The 16,821-nt window shown below is 72.5% G+C and carries 15 protein-coding genes; 10 read left to right on the forward strand and 5 right to left on the reverse strand.

Features of this window, described 5'->3' with window-relative positions; genetic code table 11:
• Window positions 1-170: 170 nt before the first annotated feature.
• Both CFP66_RS32675 and CFP66_RS32680 read left to right on the forward strand, forming a co-directional pair.
• Window positions 171-1,388 (forward strand): LLM class flavin-dependent oxidoreductase, encoded by a 1,218-nt coding sequence (locus tag CFP66_RS32675; RefSeq protein ID WP_094929072.1) that lies wholly within the window; start codon window positions 171-173, stop codon window positions 1,386-1,388.
• Window positions 1,385-2,743, forward strand: a complete 1,359-nt coding sequence (locus CFP66_RS32680; RefSeq protein WP_094929073.1) for an NtaA/DmoA family FMN-dependent monooxygenase — start codon at window positions 1,385-1,387, stop codon at window positions 2,741-2,743. Before CFP66_RS32675 ends, CFP66_RS32680 begins: the two co-directional genes overlap by 4 nt.
• An 11-nt stretch (window positions 2,744-2,754) precedes the next feature.
• On the opposite strand, the gene CFP66_RS32685 is transcribed toward CFP66_RS32680, so the two are convergent.
• Together CFP66_RS32685 and CFP66_RS32690 are read right to left on the reverse strand one after the other, a co-directional pair.
• Complete coding sequence (locus CFP66_RS32685) at window positions 2,755-4,221, reverse strand: FGGY family carbohydrate kinase (protein ID WP_094929074.1); 1,467 nt, start codon at window positions 4,219-4,221, stop codon at window positions 2,755-2,757.
• A 9-nt stretch (window positions 4,222-4,230) separates the two neighbouring features.
• Window positions 4,231-4,620: a MerR family transcriptional regulator gene (locus tag CFP66_RS32690; protein WP_369805228.1), complete on the reverse strand. Its 390-nt coding sequence runs from the start codon at window positions 4,618-4,620 to the stop codon at window positions 4,231-4,233.
• A gap of 27 nt (window positions 4,621-4,647) precedes the next feature.
• Here CFP66_RS32690 and CFP66_RS32695 point away from each other — a divergent pair, with 27 nt between their 5' ends.
• Window positions 4,648-5,508: a polysaccharide deacetylase family protein gene (locus CFP66_RS32695; RefSeq protein ID WP_094929075.1), complete on the forward strand. Its 861-nt coding sequence runs from the start codon at window positions 4,648-4,650 to the stop codon at window positions 5,506-5,508.
• A 30-nt stretch (window positions 5,509-5,538) separates the two neighbouring features.
• Here the strand turns inward: CFP66_RS32695 and CFP66_RS32700 are convergent, their stop codons facing one another.
• On the reverse strand, window positions 5,539-6,435 hold the full coding sequence (locus CFP66_RS32700) for an IclR family transcriptional regulator (protein ID WP_198961810.1): 897 nt from the start codon (window positions 6,433-6,435) through the stop codon (window positions 5,539-5,541).
• Between the two features lie 168 nt (window positions 6,436-6,603).
• On the opposite strand from CFP66_RS32700, the gene CFP66_RS32705 reads away from it, so the two are divergent.
• The 7 genes from CFP66_RS32705 to CFP66_RS32735 all read left to right on the forward strand — a co-directional run bounded on the left by CFP66_RS32705 (window position 6,604) and on the right by CFP66_RS32735 (window position 14,239).
• On the forward strand, window positions 6,604-7,650 hold the full coding sequence (locus CFP66_RS32705) for an ABC transporter substrate-binding protein (protein WP_158228286.1): 1,047 nt from the start codon (window positions 6,604-6,606) through the stop codon (window positions 7,648-7,650).
• Window positions 7,651-7,673: 23 nt separating this feature from the next.
• The gene (locus CFP66_RS32710; RefSeq protein WP_158228287.1) at window positions 7,674-9,413 is read left to right on the forward strand and encodes an iron ABC transporter permease; all 1,740 of its coding nucleotides are present in this window, start codon (window positions 7,674-7,676) and stop codon (window positions 9,411-9,413) included.
• Window positions 9,414-9,417: 4 nt separating this feature from the next.
• Window positions 9,418-10,566 (forward strand): ABC transporter ATP-binding protein, encoded by a 1,149-nt coding sequence (locus CFP66_RS32715; protein ID WP_094929078.1) that lies wholly within the window; start codon window positions 9,418-9,420, stop codon window positions 10,564-10,566.
• A complete protein-coding gene (locus CFP66_RS32720) occupies window positions 10,563-11,813 on the forward strand; it encodes a CaiB/BaiF CoA-transferase family protein (RefSeq protein ID WP_198961811.1) in 1,251 nt (416 codons plus the stop codon). The genes CFP66_RS32715 and CFP66_RS32720 overlap by 4 nt, the downstream gene beginning before the upstream one ends.
• Entirely contained in the window at window positions 11,810-12,616 is an 807-nt protein-coding gene (locus CFP66_RS32725) for an enoyl-CoA hydratase/isomerase family protein (protein ID WP_094929080.1), read from the forward strand. The genes CFP66_RS32720 and CFP66_RS32725 overlap by 4 nt, the downstream gene beginning before the upstream one ends.
• A 26-nt stretch (window positions 12,617-12,642) precedes the next feature.
• Window positions 12,643-13,377 carry an SDR family NAD(P)-dependent oxidoreductase gene (locus tag CFP66_RS32730; RefSeq protein ID WP_094929081.1) on the forward strand — a complete coding sequence of 245 codons (735 nt, stop codon included), beginning with the start codon at window positions 12,643-12,645 and terminating at the stop codon, window positions 13,375-13,377.
• A gap of 112 nt (window positions 13,378-13,489) precedes the next feature.
• Window positions 13,490-14,239, forward strand: a complete 750-nt coding sequence (locus CFP66_RS32735) for an SDR family NAD(P)-dependent oxidoreductase (protein ID WP_094929082.1) — start codon at window positions 13,490-13,492, stop codon at window positions 14,237-14,239.
• Window positions 14,240-14,251: 12 nt separating this feature from the next.
• Here the strand turns inward: CFP66_RS32735 and CFP66_RS32740 are convergent, their stop codons facing one another.
• Together CFP66_RS32740 and CFP66_RS32745 are read right to left on the reverse strand one after the other, a co-directional pair.
• Window positions 14,252-14,722, reverse strand: coding sequence for an RpiB/LacA/LacB family sugar-phosphate isomerase (locus CFP66_RS32740; protein WP_094929083.1), 471 nt, complete (start codon window positions 14,720-14,722; stop codon window positions 14,252-14,254).
• A 157-nt stretch (window positions 14,723-14,879) separates the two neighbouring features.
• The gene (locus tag CFP66_RS32745; RefSeq protein ID WP_233159922.1) at window positions 14,880-16,805 is read right to left on the reverse strand and encodes a BTAD domain-containing putative transcriptional regulator; all 1,926 of its coding nucleotides are present in this window, start codon (window positions 16,803-16,805) and stop codon (window positions 14,880-14,882) included.
• Window positions 16,806-16,821: the final 16 nt, after the last annotated feature.

The raw sequence follows: 16,821 nt of genomic DNA on the forward strand, positions 1-16,821 counted from the left end.
TGACGCAGACCACGCCGCCTTGTGAGGACGCCGCGACCTGCATACCGTTGCCCCGGTAGTCGATGCCACGACAACTGGTCGACGTTTCGTCAAACTTGCGCAGATGCCCAGCGCACGCCGTCAGGATTGAATGCTGCAATCCTGCTCGAGCTTCGACGGAAAGGCACTCCATGTTCTCGGAACTGCACCTCGCGGTCGCACTCGACGGGGCGGGATGGCACCCCGCTGCGTGGCGGGAACCCACCGCACGGCCCCGCGAGCTGTTCTCCCCGCGCTACTGGGCCGATCTGGTCGCCACGGCCGAGCGCGGGCTGCTCGACCTCGTCACGATCGACGACTCGCTCGCCCTGCAGACGCATCGGTCGTGGGCTCCCGACGAGCGCGTCGACGAGGTGCGCGGGCGGCTCGACGCGCTGCTCGTCACCTCCTTCGTCGCGCCGCTGACCACTCGCATCGGCCTCGTCCCCACCGTCACGACCACCCACACCGAGCCGTTCCACGTCGCGAAGGCGCTCGCCACGCTCGACCACACCTCGCTCGGCCGCGCCGGCTGGCAGGTGCGGGTGTCCGCCCGGCCGGCCGAAGCGGCCCATTTCGGTCGCCGTGACCTGCCGCAGTACGACCCCTCCGACCTCGGCGACGGAATGCCGCCCGCGCTGTCCGACCTGTTCGCCGAGGCAGGCGACGTGATCGAGGTCGTGCGCCGGCTCTGGGACTCCTGGGAGGACGACGCCGAGATCCGCGACGTCGCCACCCGCCGGTTCGTCGACCGGGCGAAGGTGCACCACATCGACTTCGCGGGCCGGTTCTTCTCCGTGCGCGGGCCGTCGATCACCCCGCGCCCCCCGCAGGGTCAGCCGGTGGTCGGGCTGCTGGCGCACCGCCGCGAACCCTACGACCTGGCGGCGCGGGGCGCCGACCTGGTCTTCGTCACCCCGACACCGGCACACGGTGCGGAAGCCGTGCTCGCCGACGTGGCGCGCGCCGCCACCGGCGCCGGCCGCACCGGCGAGCCGCTGCACGTCTACGCCGACGTCGTGGTCGCGCTCGACGGCCCTGGTGAACCGGGCGCGGCCCGGCTGCGCCGCCTCGACGACGCCGCGGGCGAGCCCTACACGTCGGACACCACCGTGTTCGCCGGCTCCGCCCCGGAGCTGGCCGACCTCCTGGCGTCCTGGCACGGACTGGGCTACCGCGGCGCACGCCTACGACCCGCCACGCTCCCCGACGACCTCGACCGGATCGTCGAGGACCTCGTGCCCGAGCTGCGACGACGCGGCCTGTTCCGCACGGCCTACCCGGAGGACTCCTCCCTGCGCGGGCTGCTGGGCCTGCCGATCACCGTCCCCAACCGCTACGCCGCCGGCGTCGGAGAGGCGACCGCATGAGTCCCCGCAAGCAGATCATCCTCGGCGCCTACCTCGGCGGGGTGAACCACCACACGGCCTGGTGGCGCCCGGACGCCGGCAGCCAGATCGACTTCTCCACCTTCGCGCACACCGCGCGCACCGCCGAGCGGGGCAAGTTCGACTTCTTCTTCCTCGCCGAGGGACTCGCTCTGCGCGAACGTGCCGGGCAGATCTTCGACCAGGACATCGTCGGGCGACCCGACACCCTGCCGGTACTCACCTCGCTCGCGGCCGTCACCACCCACCTCGGGCTCGCCGGCACGATCAACGCCACCTTCAACGAGCCCTACGAGCTGGCCCGCCAGCTCGCGACCCTCGACCACCTCTCCGGCGGCCGCGCCGCCTGGAACGTCGTCACCTCGTTCGACGCGTTCACCGGGCAGAACTTCCGCCGGGGCGGATTCCTCGACCGCGCGCAGCGCTACGAGCGCGCCGCGGAGATGATCGAGGCCTTGCGCACCCTGTGGGCCTCGTGGGACGACGCCGACCTCGTCGCCGACGCGACCGCCGGCCGGTTCCTGGGCCGCCGCGACGCCGGCGCGTTCGCGATCAGCGGCAGCCAGTTCGACATCCGCGGCCGGTTCACCGTGCCCCGCAGCCCCCAGGGCCGCCCGGTCATCCTGCAGGCGGGTGTCTCCCCCGAAGGCCGCGACTTCGCCGCGACGCACTCCGACGCGATCTTCTCGCCGTACGGGAGGATGCCCGAGGCCGCCGAGTTCTATCGCGACGTCAAGGCCCGGGCCGCGCGGTTCGGGCGCGCCCCGGAAGCGGTGAAGATCCTGCCGTCGGCGAGCTTCGTGCTCGGCGACACCGAGGCCGAGGCGCGTGAGCGGTACGAGCACCTGCGGCGCGAGCAGATCACCGGGAAGACCGCGCAGATCCTGCTGGAGCAGGTCTGGAACCGGGACCTGTCGGCCTACGACCCGGACGGTCCGCTCCCCGACGTCGAACCCGACCCCGACGCCCCGCCGATCATCCAGGGCCGCGCTCTCGTCCACCAGGACCGCGTTGCCACGGTGACCCGGTGGCGCGAGATCGCCGAGTCGAAGAAGCTCAGCCTGCGCGAGCTCGTGATCGACCAGTTCGAGCGCGGCCCGTTCGTCGGCACGCCCACGCAGGTGGCACAGCAAATTGACGACTTCGTCCAGAACGACGGCTCCGATGGGCTGATCATCGGCTCACACCTGGTGCCGTGGGGCCTCGACGAGTTCGTCGACCGGGTCGTCCCGCTCCTGCAGGAGCGCGGCTCGCTGCGCGCCGAGTACACGGGCACGACCCTGCGCGACAACCTCGGCCTCCCGGCACTGCCACGCGCATCCGGGCGACCGGCCTGACCCACCGGCGTTCAACCGACGTCGGCGCCCTGCTCCGTGGCGAGGGCCGTGAAGGTGGCGTGCAACGCCTCTTGCAGCCCGCGGTGCGTGGGGTGCAGCCGGGCGTGGTGGCGGGCCGCCGACGGGTCGGGCACGACCACCTCGTCGGCCCGGATGCGCTCGACCAGCGGCGCGACCTCGGGCCCGCCGACCGCCCGGGCCGCAGCCCGGTGCGCGCCGACCAGGCCCGCGACGTCCCCCGATACCGGCGCGACCCGCATGTCGAGCACGTCCGCGAGCACCTGGCGCCACAGCGCGGAGCGCGCGCCCCCGCCCGCCACGGGCAGCACCTCGTTCCGCGGGGCCCCGAGCACGTCGAGGACGGCGCGCAGCGAGTGCGCCACTCCCTCCAGCGCCGCGCGGTAGAGCACGACCCCGTCGGTGCCGGGGTCCGCGCCCACGACGGCGGCCCGCGCGTGCGGGGCGCGCACCGGAGACCGCTCCCCGGCGAGGCTGGGCAGGACCAGCACCCGCGTCGGCCCCACTGAGGCGGCCGCAGATGCCGCCGCATCGTGGTCGAGGCCGGGCAGGAAGGTGCGCAGCGCCCAGTCGGCCGCCGCACCGACGCTCAGCAGCGGACCGATCCGCAGCCACTCCCCGCCGGCGAGGGCCAGCAGGTGCAACGCCGGATCCGGGACACCGTCACCCGCCTCCTCGCGGTGCGCGACCCACCCGCTCGTGCCGAGGTAGGCGTACGCGCGCCCGGAGGCACCGGCCACCCCCTCCGTCGTCGTCGCCGCGTCCCCCGCCGCGGCCACCAGCAGCGTCCCTGCCGGCAGCCCGAGATCGGCGGCTGCCGCGGCGGACAGCTCGCCGACGACGCCCTCACCGAGATCCGGGAGCTGTCCCGGCTCCAACCCCGCATGCGCGAGCGCCGGCTCCCACCAGGCGCGGGCGGCGGCGTCGAACAAGCCGGTGGTGGACGCGGTGGTGACGTCCGCGACCGCCCGGCCACCGGCCCGGTGCAGCAGCCAGCCCGCAGGCCCGAGCGTGAGCTGCGCGCCGCGCACCACCTCCGGCTCGCGCGCCGCGAGCCACCGGAGCTTCCCGACCAGCCAGGACGCGTCGGGAAGGTTGCCGCTCGCGGCGGCCCAGCCGGTGCCCAGCGCCTCCTCGGCGTCGCGGTGCTCGGCCACCGCGCGCAGATCGGAGTAGAGCAGGGCGGCGCGACGCGGGATGCCCCCATCGCTCAGCACGACGTCCTGCATCTGCCCGGTGGCCACCAGCACGCCGACCTCGTCACGTCGGGGGCAGGCCGCCAGCGCGCGGCAGGCACCCTCCCACCAGTCCAGCGGCGACTGCTCGGCCCACGCCGGCCGCCGGTGCACCGTCGGATACGCGACGTAGCCGGTGCCGAGTACCTCACCCCCAGGCGTGCACGTCGCGGCCTTGACGCCGCTCGTGCCCAGGTCCAGCGCCGCGACCAGCTCGCCCGCCACGTCGAGCCCCTATCCGTGGGAGGCGGTGGCGATGACGTCGTCCAGCACCTCTCGCGAGCGCGCCAGGTCCGCCATCATCCGGTCGATCCGCGCGCGCTCCGCGGCCAGCATCGCCACCAACCGTGGGCTGGCATCGGCGGCAGGCCCACCGTCGTCATCACGCATGCAGGGCAGCACCTGCGCGATCAGGGCGGTGCCCAGCCCTGCTGCCAGCAGCTCCTGTATGCGGATGACGCGCGCCACCGCCGCCTCGGCGTAGACCCGGTGCCCGCCCGCCGTGCGCTCGGACACCAGCAGCCCCTGCTCCTCGTAGTAGCGCAGCGACCGCTCGCTCACCGCCGTCCGGCGCGCCAGTTCACCGATCTTCACCGCCACCCCCGCTCCGGACTTGTATCTCACACCGGTGTCACGTCGTACCTTCTCACTGTGACCGAGGAACAGTCGCTCCCTTACGAGCATTCGTCGATCGTCTCCCGCCCGCCGCTGACCTTCCCCGGAGGGGCGCGGTTGGCCGTCTACGTGGGGCTCAACATCGAGCGCTTCCGTCCCGACCTCCCCGTCGACCCCTCCGGGGGGCCCGTGCCCGACCCGTTGGCGTACGGCTGGCGCGACTACGGCAGCCGCGTGGGCATCTGGCGCCTGATGGACGTCTTCGACGACCTCGGCATCCCCGTCTCGGGCATCATCAACTCCGATGCCGCCCGCGCCTACCCCGAGATCGTCGAGGCGGGCGTGGAGCGGCAGTGGGCCTGGGTGGCGCACGGGCAGACGAACTCGACGTACCTCTCGGGCATGTCCCCCGACGAGGAACAGGAGCACCTGGCGCAGATGTGCGCCGTGTACGACGCCACGCTGCCGGCACGCCCGACGGGCTGGCTGGGCCCCGGCCTCACCGAGACGCACGCGACGCCCCGGCTGCTCGCCGACGCCGGCTTCACCTACCTCCTCGACTGGTGCTGCGACGACCAGCCCTTCCCGCTGACCGTGCCCGGCATGCAGTCGGTCCCCTACTCGCTCGAGGTCAACGACTTCGTGATGTTCATGCGCGGGCCCGGCCTCACCGGTGCCGACTACGAGCAGATGGCGCTCGACCAGTTCGAGCAGCTGCTCGCCGACTCCGCCCGGACCGGACGGGTCATGGCGCTGCCGCTGCACACGTTCATCATGGGCCAGCCGCTCCGCACGAAGTACCTCGCGCGCGTGCTGCGGGCCATCGTCGGCACGCCGGAGGTGTGGTTCTGCACGAGCGACGAGCTCGCCGCGCACTGCGCCGCGCCGCAAGGATGAGCAGCGCACCGTAAGTGGATGGGCGCCGGGCTACTCGACGGCCGGCCCGGCCGCCTCCACGGTGATCTGGACAGCGGCCGCGGTGGCGCCGAGCGTCTCCGAGATCTGCCAGGCGACGTCCTTGATCCGGGTCCCCAGCTCCTCGACGCGCGCGGCGTCGATCCGGCTTTCCGGCACCGACGCGCTGAGCGCCCCGACGGCGTGCGCGGCGTGGTCGAAGATCGGAGCGGCGACCGCGCATATCCCGGGGCTGCGCTCCGACCTCGACACCGTCCACCCACGCGCCCGCGCTCGCGCGAGGTGGGTGCGCAGCACGTCGGCATCGGTGATCGTCAGAGGTGTGACCGGCCGGATCGGGCGCGACAGCAGCTCGTCCTGCCGCCGTAGCGGGAGCACCGAGAGGATCGCCCGCCCCGGAGCGGCGTGCGGCAGCGGCAGGGGCACTCCGATGTCGGTGTAGGTACGCCTGAGTTCCTGGCGGCTCTCCACCTGGTCGACCACGATGCGCTCTCCCGTCGGCAGCGCCTCGTGCAAGCCGATCGTCTCGTCCACCTCGTCCCGCAGCGCCGTCATCAGGGGAAGCGCCGCGTCGCGCAGCGTCGTGGGGATCGCGCCGCTGCGGGCGAGCTGGACGAGCAGGGGACCCAGTGCATAGCGCTTCCCGGGCGCCGGACGCACCAAGTGGTTCGCCTGCATGGCCGTCAGGAGCCGGTAGGTCGTGCTCGTCGACAGGCCCGTCAAGCGGGCGATCTCGCTGATCCCGAGTTCCGGCCTGCGCGCGTCGAAGCATCGCAGGACGGCCACGGCCCGGTCGATCGACTGCACGCCGGAGCGGGCGCGCTCACCGCGCTCGCCGTCGTCTGCCAACACCGCGCCCTTCGCATCCATGCAGGTGAGCATGCTCCAGGCCTTGACCGGGCTCGCCACCGCGACCTACTGTTCCCGTATCTCAGCATGGCTTCCCGCAATGCGGGAAGCGCAATTCACTCGACCCGGACGGGGCGGGCTCTCACGAGCCCTCCCGCGTCGCAGCGTTGCGTCAGTCGAGAGGATCAGAAATTGCGCCGACGCCGTCTCATCGTTCTGATATCGACAGTGCTGTCGCTGGCGGTGTTCGCCGCGGGTTGCGCCGACACCGCGAGCGATGCCGGGGGCGGCGGAGGCAGCGGGGCCGAACTGGCGGCGCCCGACTCACCCCATCTGGAAGCGGCGCGCGCCGAGGGCCAGGTGACCTGGTACACGTCGCACTACAGCAGCGAGACCGCGGAAGCGATCGCGGGCCTGTTCGAAGAGGCCTATCCCGGTATCACGGTGACGCTCTACCGCCAGACGGCGCAGCGCATCTACCAGCGCTTCGCGCAGGAACAGGAAGCCGGCCAGACCGTCGCCGACCTGCTGGGGATCACCGAGGTGAGCCTGGTGGCCGACCTCGCCTCGAAGAACCAGCTCGCCCGCTACGTCCCGACGAACGCCGCCGAGGTGGATCCGGCCTACGCCGCGTACAACGACCCGGACGGCTACTACCACGTCGCGAACGTGGGCAACAACATCATCTCCTACAACACCGACATGCTGTCCGAGCAGGAGGCCCCGCACAGCTGGCAGGACCTCCTGGATCCGAAGTGGAGGGGCCAGATCGCCACCGGCAACCCGGGCGCGAGCGGCTACGTCGGCACCTGGGCGACATGGGCCTACCTCGAGTTCGGCCCCGGCTACCTCGAACAGCTCGCCGCGCAGGACGTGCTCGTCGGACAGTCCATCACCGACACCATTCCCCGCGTCGCCGCCGGAGAACGCGCCGTCGGTGTCTCCTCCGACCAGACCACCGCCAAGGCCGCCGCGGCAGGCGATCCGATCGGGATCATCTACCCCGACGACGGCGCCGTCGTCATGCCGACGCCGAACGCCATCCCCGCGGCAGCGCCTCATCCGGCAGCCGCCAAGCTCCTCGCCGACTTCATCATCAGCAAGCCGGTGCAGCAGTTCCTCGTCGAGTCCGAGGCGCTCATCCCGCTCACTCCCGGCATCGAGCCTCCGGCGCACGTGCGCCCGGATGCGACCTACGTCCGCCCCGAGCTCCAGGAACTCACGGACAACCTCGAGACCGTCATCGGCGAATGGCGCCGCCTCTTCGGAGTCTGACACCGGCCGGAAGGGAGGGGATCGTGGCACCCGCGAAGATCTCCGACGTCGTGACACCGGCCCCGATCAGCTCGCCGCCGAGCGGCCGGCGCCGCGCCCCGCGCATCAGTGAGCGGCTGCTGTGGGGCGTTCCCACCGGGCTGGCGCTGCTCGCACTCGTGGTCACGGTCGTCGCACCGGCCATCTGGCTGCTGGTCTACAGCGTGCGCAGCGGCCAGGGCGGCGGCGTGACGCTGTCCAACTACGTGGACGCCTTCACCGACCCGCTCCACCTGCGGCCGATCTGGAACTCCGTCAAGCTCGGCGCCTCGGTGATGGTCCTGTGCGTGGCGATGGGAGTGCCGCTGGCCTGGCTCGTCTCCCGCACGGACCTGCCGGGGCGGGGCGGGCTGCGCGTGTGCGTCTACGCGTCCTTCATCCTCCCGTCCCTGCTCAGCGCGGTGTCGTGGGTCATGCTCGCCAGCCCGAACGCCGGCCTGCTCAACAAGCTGACCGAATCGCTCTTCGGCGTCGCTTTCCTCAACGTCTTCACGATGGAGTTCCTCGCCGTCGTGATCGCGTTCAGCCTCTTCCCGTACACGTTCATCTTCACGATCTCGAGCCTCGACACCATCGGCGCCGAGACCGAGGAGGCGGCCGCCATCATGGGAGCCCGGCCGCTGCGCCGTGCCCTGACCGTCACGCTGCCGTTGGTCACCCCGGCCGTCCTCGCCTCGATGACGGTCTCCTTCCTGCAGGCGGTCTCGCTGTACGGGGCGCCGGCGCTCATCGCCGTACCCGCGGGCGAGCACGTCATCACGACGCAACTGTTCCTCTTCTTCGGGTTCCCGCGCCGACCGGAACTCGCGGCGGCGTACGGCATCCCGCTCGTCCTGCTGGCGGCGGCCTTCCTGTACGCCCGACGGAAGATCATCGGGCGCCGCGGCTACGTGACGGTCGGCGGCAAGGGCTCCCAGCGCTACATCATCCGGCTCGGCCGGTGGCGTTGGCTGGCCGCGACCGGGGCATGGGGCCTCTGGAGCATCGCCGTCCTGCTTCCCGGCGTCACGCTGCTCTACGTGTCCCTGGTGCCCCGGTGGACCCAGGGAGGGTTCCTCTTCACCCTGCGGCACTACGAGTGGCTGTTCGACCACGGCGGCACGGCCATCGCGAACACCCTGACGTTCTCGATCGGCGCCGCCACGCTGTGCGTGCTGCTCGGCTTCACCGTGGCCTACCTCGGGGAGCGCCGGGACTCGCGCGTCAGCCGCCTGCTGAGCTTCCTCACCACCGCACCCCTGGTCCTGCCGGGGATCATCCTCGGCGTCGGGATGTTCGCGGCCTTCTCCCGTCCGCCGCTCCTGCTGTCGGGCACGGGCCTGATCCTGGTCATCGCGTTCTGGGGCCGATTCATGCCGATCGCGCTGCAGAACATCCAGCCGGCGATCGCGTCGATCAACCCGGAGCTCGAACACGCGTCGAGGATCATGGGCGCCGGGATCACCCGGACGCTCGGGCGGATCACCGCACCGCTGGCCGGCAGCGCGATGGTCTCGGCGTGGATCTTCAGCTTCGTCTTGTCGACCCATGAGATCAGCGCGGCGCTCCTGCTGGTGTCGATCGACACCCAGGTCCTCCCGACGCTGGTCGTCAATCTCTACGAGCAGGCCCTCTACGAGCGCATCGCGGCGATCGGCATCTTCATGGTCGCGCTCACGATGGTCGCGGTGGTCCTCGGACGTGTGCTCATCGGCCGCCAGTTCCTCCTCAGCGGAAGCAGGTGACGCGGTGTCCCTCCTCGAACTGGACGGGATCGTCAAGCGGTTCGGCTCGACGACCGCGGTCGACCGGCTCGACCTGCAGATCCAGGAGGGCGAGTTCGTCGTCCTCCTGGGCCCGTCGGGCTGCGGCAAGACCACCACGCTCCGCATGGTCGCGGGGTTCGAGACACCCACCGAGGGGCAGATCCTCGTCGACGGCAGTCCGGTCTCCTCCCCGCGGCGGGTGGTGCCTCCGGAGCGTCGAGAGATGGGGATGATGTTCCAGAGCTACGCCGTGTGGCCCCACATGACCGTGCACCAGAACGTCGCTTACGGACTGAAGCTCAAGCGTGTCGCCAAGCAGGACCTGGCGGCAGAGGTGCACCGGGCACTGGCGACGGTGCGGATGGAGGGCCACGGGGACCGCTACCCCGCGGAGCTGTCCGGCGGTCAACAGCAGCGAGTGGCGCTCGCCCGTGCTCTCGCGGTCGAACCGAAGATCCTCCTGATGGACGAACCGCTGTCCAACCTCGACGCGAAGCTCCGCGAGGAGATGCGCACGGAACTGCACCGTCTGCACGCGGCACTCGGGTTCACCACCGTCTACGTCACCCACGACCAGGGCGAGGCGATGGCACTGGCGGACCGGATCGTGGTGCTGAAGGACGGGCAGGTGCAGCAGGTCGGCAGTCCTGAGGACCTCTACATGCGGCCCGCGAACGCCTTCGTCGCGGGCTTCCTCGGCCGCGCCAACATCGTTCCCGGTGTCGCGGGCCCGGCCGGCACGATGACGATCGGGGCACGACAGCTGGCCGGGACGTACCCCCGCGAGCTCGCACCCGGCACGAAGGTGTTCGGCATCATCCGTCCGGTCGGGGTCGAGATCGTCCCGGACGCGAGTAGCAGCGATGCGGACGTGTTCGACTGCACCGTCGAGGACCTGCTCTTCCTCGGTGAGGCGATCGAGGTGGTCCTGCGCGTCCCCGACCTCGACACCGACCTGCTCGCGACGCTCAGCCCGTACGTCGGGGTGCGCGCCGGGATGCGGTTGCGGTGTCGCCTTCGCGGCACCGTGATCGTTCCGGCCGACGAGCACGTGCCGAGCACCGTCGGGATCGTCGAACCCGCTTCCTTCGAGGCGGTCGGCGACGGGACCTCACCGGTCGCCGCCGGATGACGCCGCCGATGCTGCCGCTGGAACACGTACGCGTCCTGGACATGACCCAGGTGCTCGCCGGGCCGTTCTGCACGATGACGCTCGCGGACATGGGTGCCGACGTCATCAAGGTCGAGCAGGCCGACCGCGCCCAGCGCAGGATGGGCTTCCCCCTCACCGGTGAGGACGGATCCGGGTTCATCGCCCTCAACCGCAACAAGCGCAGCGTCGCGCTCGACCTCAAGGACGCCGCAGGGCGGCGGGCGCTGCACGACCTGGTGGCGACGGCCGACGTGTTCGTCGAGAACTACCGCGTCGGCGTGACGCGGCGCCTCGGCGTCGACTGGCCGACCCTGCAGGCGCTCAACCCCCGCCTGGTCTACGCGAGCATCTCCGGGTTCGGCCAGACCGGCCCGTACGCGGACCGACCCGGATACGACCTGATCGCGCAGGGCATGTCCGGGATCATGAGCGTGACCGGCGAGCCGGGCGGCCCGCCCGTGAAGTGCGGTCTGCCCGTCTCCGACCTGGCGGCCGGGCTGATCTGCGCGAACGCCGTCCTCGTCGCGATCATCGCCCGGGAGCGGACGGGGGTGGGCCAGTACATCGACACCTCACTGTTCGAGGCAGCGCTCGCCCTGTCGGTGTGGGAGAGCACCGAGCTGTGGTCCACCGGACGGGTCCCCCGTCCGCTCGGCTCGGCGCACCGCGGGTCGGCGCCCTACCAGGCCGTCCGCGCGCGGGACGGCTACCTCACCATCGGCGTCAACAACGAGCGGTTCTGGCGGACGTTCTGCACGGTCATCGACCGCGTCGACCTGATCGGCGACGCCCGCTTCGCCACGAACGCCGACCGGCGCACGAACCTCGGCGAGCTCGTCCCGGAGATCGAGGCGGCCCTCGCGACCCGCACCGTCGACGACTGGCTGGGCGACCTGCTCGACGCCGGCGTCCCGGCCGGGCCGATCCACGACTACGCCGCGTCCCTCGACCATCCCCAGACCCGCGCCAGGGACATGGTCCAGCAGCTGGAGCACGGCGTGGAGGGCCCGATGCCCGCACTCGGCATCCCGGCCAAGCTCAGTGCCACACCCGGCGCGCTGCGCACGGGGGCGCCCCTGCTCGGGGAGCACACCGAGGAGGTGCTGCTCGAGGTGGGATACGACCGCGCCGGCATCGACCGGCTGCTGACCGACCGCAGTGCCTTCTCGATCGAATCGCTCGCCGCCGAGACCCCGCCGCCGAGACCCCCTGTAGAGGACCGATGACGACGACCGACGACGCCCCGGACACGAGCTCACCTCTCGTCGTCGCCACCCGGGCGACCCCGCACGTGGGCGTGCTGCGGATCGACAGCCCTCCGAGGAACGCGTTCGGCCGCGCGGAGTGCCTCGCCTTCATCGCGGCCTTCGAAGAGTTCACGCAGGACCCCGACATCCGATGCCTGGTCGTCACGGGCACCGGGAAGTCGTTCCTCTCGGGCGCGAACCTGCGCCACCAGGAGGAGCTGACACCGGCGGACTTCGAGAAGTACGCCGATTCGAACGAGGGACTCGGCAGCATCATGGCGCGGATCGAGGCCGCGCGCTTCCCGGTGATCGCCGCGATCAACGGCTATGCCCTCGGCGGGGGCCTGGAGGTCGCCCTGTGCTGCGACATCCGGCTCGCCTCCACCGACGCCCGGTTCGTCTGCGCGGGGGTCAACGTCGGCCTGATCCTGAGCTGGTTCCGCCTGCCCAGGGTGGTGGGGCTCGGCAGGGCGAAGGAGATGCTGCTCAGCGGCGCCATGTACGGCCCGGAGCAGGCGGAGCGGTGGGGGCTGGTGAGCGGGCTCCACGACCCCGCCGACCTCGTGCCCGCGGCCCTCGCCCTCGCCGAGCGGATCGCGACGCGCGCACCGCTCTCGGTCGAAGCGACCAAGGAGTGCGCCAATCAGGCGTTCGACCTCTCCACCGCGGAGGCGATGGCCCTGCAGCGCGAGAAGTTCCTCCAGATGATCGCCACCCGGGACCACGGCGAGGCGTTGCGGGCCTTCATCGAGAAGCGCCCGGCGAACTACGAACGGCGCTGAACGAAGGTCGAGACGAAGGACGGGACATGGATCTTGGGCTGACAGGCTGGCGGGTACTTGTCACCGGCGCCGGCAGCGGCATCGGACGAGCCATCGCGCAGGGTTTCGTCGACGAGGGCGCGCGCGTCGTCGCGTGCGGCCGGAACCCGGACCACGCGGTGCCCGACGGCGTCGTCGGGGCCGTCCACGCCGACCTCACGGCAGAGGGTGCGACCGAGGGCGTGATCAGTACCGCCGTCGGTCACCTGGGCGGTCTCGACACCGTGATCGCCGCAGCGGGTGGCGCGGTGACCGGAACGGTCGAGTCGGCATCCGACGAGACCTGGGCGACCGGGCTCGACCTCAACCTCCTGAGCGTGATGCGCCTGCTCCGGGCCGCCGTCCCACACCTGCGTGAACGCGGGGGACGCATCGTCGTCGTCAGCGCACTCTCCGCACGTGAACCGCGCGCCAACCACGTGGTGTCGAACGTGAGCAAGGCGGGCGCCGCCGCGCTCGCCAAGTCCCTCAGCCGGGAACTCGCCCAGGACGCCATCCTGGCCAACTGCCTGGCTCCGGGCCGGATCCGCAGTGCGCAGCTCGACCGCGCCTACCCCGATGACAAGGCGCGCGCGGAGTTCGCCGAGGCGAACATCCCTCTCCAGCGGTTCGGAAGGCCCGACGAGGCGGTGCCCGCTGCCCTGCTCCTCGGCTCGCCGCGCAACACCTACATCACGGGCCAGACCCTCGGGGTGGACGGCGGGATGGCCTGGACGATCTGAGCGGTCGCGCTCGTGGGCCCGCCCCGCCCCGATGTCGTGATGTTGTCACGTCGAGATGGATACGCATACAGTCCCGCACCGCCGCCCGCTGCCTCTCGAAGGGAACCCCGTCATGACCCTCGATTTCCGGCTCGACGGGCGCCGCGCCCTGATCACCGGGGCCGGCCGGGGGCTGGGGGCGGCGATCGCCCAGGGCCTCCAGGAGCTCGGCGCCACGGTCTACGGGACCTCGCGCGACCGGGCGAGCGCCGAGGAGATCGCCCGGCGCCACGGGACGGAGCCGGTGGTGCTCGACGTCGCCGACGTCGCGCAGGCCACCGAGGCCGTCACCCGGCTCCAGCAATCCGTCGGCGGGATCGACCTGCTGGTCAACAACGCGGGCATCAACGTGGTCGACGCAGCGCTCGACATCCGCCCCGAGGACTGGCAGTCCGTTCACGACACGAACGTCAAGGGCCTGTTCTTCGTCAGCCAGGCGGTGGCCCGCGGCTGCGTGGAGCGCGGGGTGCGCGGCTCGATCGTGAACATCGGGTCGCAGGCGGGCGAGGTGGCCATCGAGGACCGGGCGACGTACGGCGCGAGCAAGGGGGCGGTCGCGCAGCTGACGCGCAACCTCGCCCTCGAGTGGGCGCCCCACGGCATCCGCGTGAACAACGTGGCCCCGACGTTCGTCCGCACCGACCTGACGGCCGCGACGCTCGCCCCCGGCCCCCGCGCCGACGCGCTGCTGAGCCGGATCCCCCTCGGCCGCTTCGGCGAGCCCGACGACGTCGTCGGCGCCGTCGCGTTCCTGCTCGGCGACGCCGCCGCGATGGTCACCGGCCACACCCTGCTCGTCGACGGCGGTTACACGATCCACTGACGGTCGGGCGCCTCAGATGCGGTCGGCGAGCTCGCGGGCCGCGTCGAGCTCCATCCGGCGCAGCTTCTCCACCCGGCGCCGGGTGTCCTCGTCGTCGTCGAACCGGGCGTCGAGGAACGCGAGGAGCACCTCCCGCGCCATCGCCGGCCCGATGAGCCACGCTCCCATCGCGATCGCGTTGGTGTCGTCGTGCTCCACCCCCTGGTGCGCGGAGTAGACGTCATGGCCCAGGCCTGCGCGGATGCCGGGGATCTTGTTGGCCGCGATCACGGCACCCACCCCCGTGCCGCAGACGAGCACCGCGCGATCGGCCTCCCCGCGGCGGACGAGGTCGCAGGTGGCGAACGTGATGTCGGGGAAGTCGACCGGCGAGTCGTCCGGAGCTCCCCGATCGATGATCTCGTGACCGAGCTCGGTGAGCACGTCGACGACGTGCTGCTTCAGCCCGATCCCGGCGTGGTCATTACCGAGCGCGATCCTCATGCCTCCAGCTTCGCACCCACAGATCAGGAACGCTGGGCACGCCCGGCCCAGCGCTCACACACCGATCACCGCGCTCACACACCGGTTGCAGTCGGTGTGGCAGCACAGGAGTCGGTGTGCGAGGCCCGTCGCCGTCCGTCGTGACCCCGGAGAGCTGCTAACCGCGCAGTGCGCGCAGGAGGTCGGCGACCGGGCCCAGGCTCACCATCGCGCTGCTCGCCCCGGCGAGCTCCGTCGCGGCGGGTGCCAGCGCCGCCTCGGCACGGGCCGCGACGCGCACGTCGCCCGTGACCAGCGCCGCGCGGCCGGCCAGCCACCACAGCGCCTCGTGCAGCTGGCCCGGTGGTGGGTCGGGGAGCGCGCTCACCGCGGCGGCGGCCTCCTCGTGGCGCTGCTGCGCCAGCAGGACGTGCGGGCGGACCCAGGGCTCGTAGGGGCCCAGGTCGCCGACCCGCCCGAGCGGATCGCCGCGGCGCAGCCGGAGGCAGGCGAGGGCGAACGCGCGCAGTCCGGTCTCGACGCCGGGCATCCCCGCACCCGCGAGCGCGTCCGCCGCACGCCGGTACCGGTCCTCGGCGTCGGGAGCCCCGTCCTCCGCGGCCCGCATGGCCCGGAACCACGCGACGAAGATGCCGGCGAGGGGACGGTCGAGGCGTTCGCCCAGCTCGGCGAGCGCATCGGCGTGCGCGGCGGCCCCGTCGAGATCTCCGAGGCCGCTGAGCGCCTGCAGACGGATGATCCGCCCGAGGATCGACGACGTCGGCAGGTCGTGCTCGTCGGCGATGCCGACGATCTCGCGCCCGATCGCGTCACGGTCCGCGGCCAGGCCGGCGCGGGAGAAGGTCTGCAGGAACGTGCCCGAGAGCGCGGTGACCAGCAGGGCCGGATCGGCCGACGCCCGGGCGAGCGCCTCGGCCTCGCCCGCGGCCTCCCGGCCGCGGGCGCCGGGCAGGCCGCGGGTCTCCACGGCGATCCTCGTCAGCAGGCGCGCGCGCAGCGGCGGCCGACCCCCTCCCGGCAGCCGCCGCAGGGTCCGTTCGGCGGCCGCGGCGACGGCGGCGGAGGCGTCGGGGTCGTCGGCCCGCGACCAGATGCTCGGCACGTCGTACGCGGCGAGGATGCGCGCGGTGAGCTCGGGGTCGCCGAGGTCCTCGGCCGCCGCGACGGTGGCCGCGTGCTGGGCGATCGCCGACCCGGGCTGCCCGCCGTGCACCGTGAGGCTGCGCAGCAGCGCGGTCGTCGACACGAGCGCGGCGCGCTCGCTCACGGTCGTGCTGCGGCCCCATGCCGCCCACATCTGCTGCGCCGGGCCCGTCACGCCGCTCAGGTCGAGGTGCGGTGCACGGCGGAGGATGTCGGTCCGGAGCTGCCCGAGCGCGGGGCCGGGGTCGATCCCGAGCTCCTCGGCGAGCCGCGTGGCCGCGCGCCGCAGCACCGCGAGCGCGTCGCCCTGGCGGTCGCAGCGGTAGAGCGCGAGCGCGAGCAGCCGCCAGCCCTCCTCCCGCCACGGGTGCTCGGTGACGTGCGCGTCGAGATCCGCCACGGCGTCGGCGGGCCGGGCCGCGGTGAGCAGCGCCGTGGCGAGCTGCTCCACGGTGGCCAGCCGCAGTTCGGTGAGCCGAGCCCGCTCGGCGTGCGCCCAGTGCGAATCGGGGAAGTCGGCGTAGGGCGTTCCCCGCCACAGGTCCAACGCGCGCCGCAGCTCGTCCACGGAACCGCCGCGGCGCCCGGCCGCGCTGCCGACCGCGGCGTCGAACCGCCAGGCGTCCACGACCTCGGTGGCGGCCCGGAACGCATACCCGGTGCCCTCGGTCACGATCGAGCGGGCGCCGTCCACGCCCAGGTGCGGATCGAGCGCCGCCCGCAGGTCCGAGACGAACGTGCGCACGGCCCCGACCGCGCGACGCGGCGGGTGCGCGCCCCACAGGTCCTCGACCAGCACCGGCACCGGCACCACCCGCCTCCGGGCCACGACCAGGCGCGCCAGCACCTCGCGGTGCCGCGGCCCCTTGACGTCGAGCCGGTGCCCGCGGGGGTCGTGCACCTCGACCGGGCCGAGGACCCGGACCACCGGTGCGGTCACTGATCGAACGCTGATC

The organism is Pseudonocardia sp. MH-G8 (genome assembly GCF_002262885.1).
Taxonomy (GTDB): Bacteria; Actinomycetota; Actinomycetes; order Mycobacteriales; family Pseudonocardiaceae; genus Pseudonocardia.

What these genes read in the sequence shown, in the direction of transcription:
- CFP66_RS32675 (WP_094929072.1), top strand. Translation starts at nt 171, where the DNA reads ATGTTCTCGGAACTGCACCTCGCGGTCGCACTCGACGGGGCGGGATGG.
- CFP66_RS32680 (WP_094929073.1), top strand. Translation starts at nt 1,385, where the DNA reads ATGAGTCCCCGCAAGCAGATCATCCTCGGCGCCTACCTCGGCGGGGTG.
- CFP66_RS32720 (WP_198961811.1), top strand. Translation starts at nt 10,563, where the DNA reads ATGACGCCGCCGATGCTGCCGCTGGAACACGTACGCGTCCTGGACATG.
- CFP66_RS32725 (WP_094929080.1), top strand. Translation starts at nt 11,810, where the DNA reads ATGACGACGACCGACGACGCCCCGGACACGAGCTCACCTCTCGTCGTC.
- CFP66_RS32730 (WP_094929081.1), top strand. Translation starts at nt 12,643, where the DNA reads ATGGATCTTGGGCTGACAGGCTGGCGGGTACTTGTCACCGGCGCCGGC.
- CFP66_RS32735 (WP_094929082.1), top strand. Translation starts at nt 13,490, where the DNA reads ATGACCCTCGATTTCCGGCTCGACGGGCGCCGCGCCCTGATCACCGGG.
- CFP66_RS32740 (WP_094929083.1), bottom strand. Translation starts at nt 14,722, where the DNA reads ATGAGGATCGCGCTCGGTAATGACCACGCCGGGATCGGGCTGAAGCAG.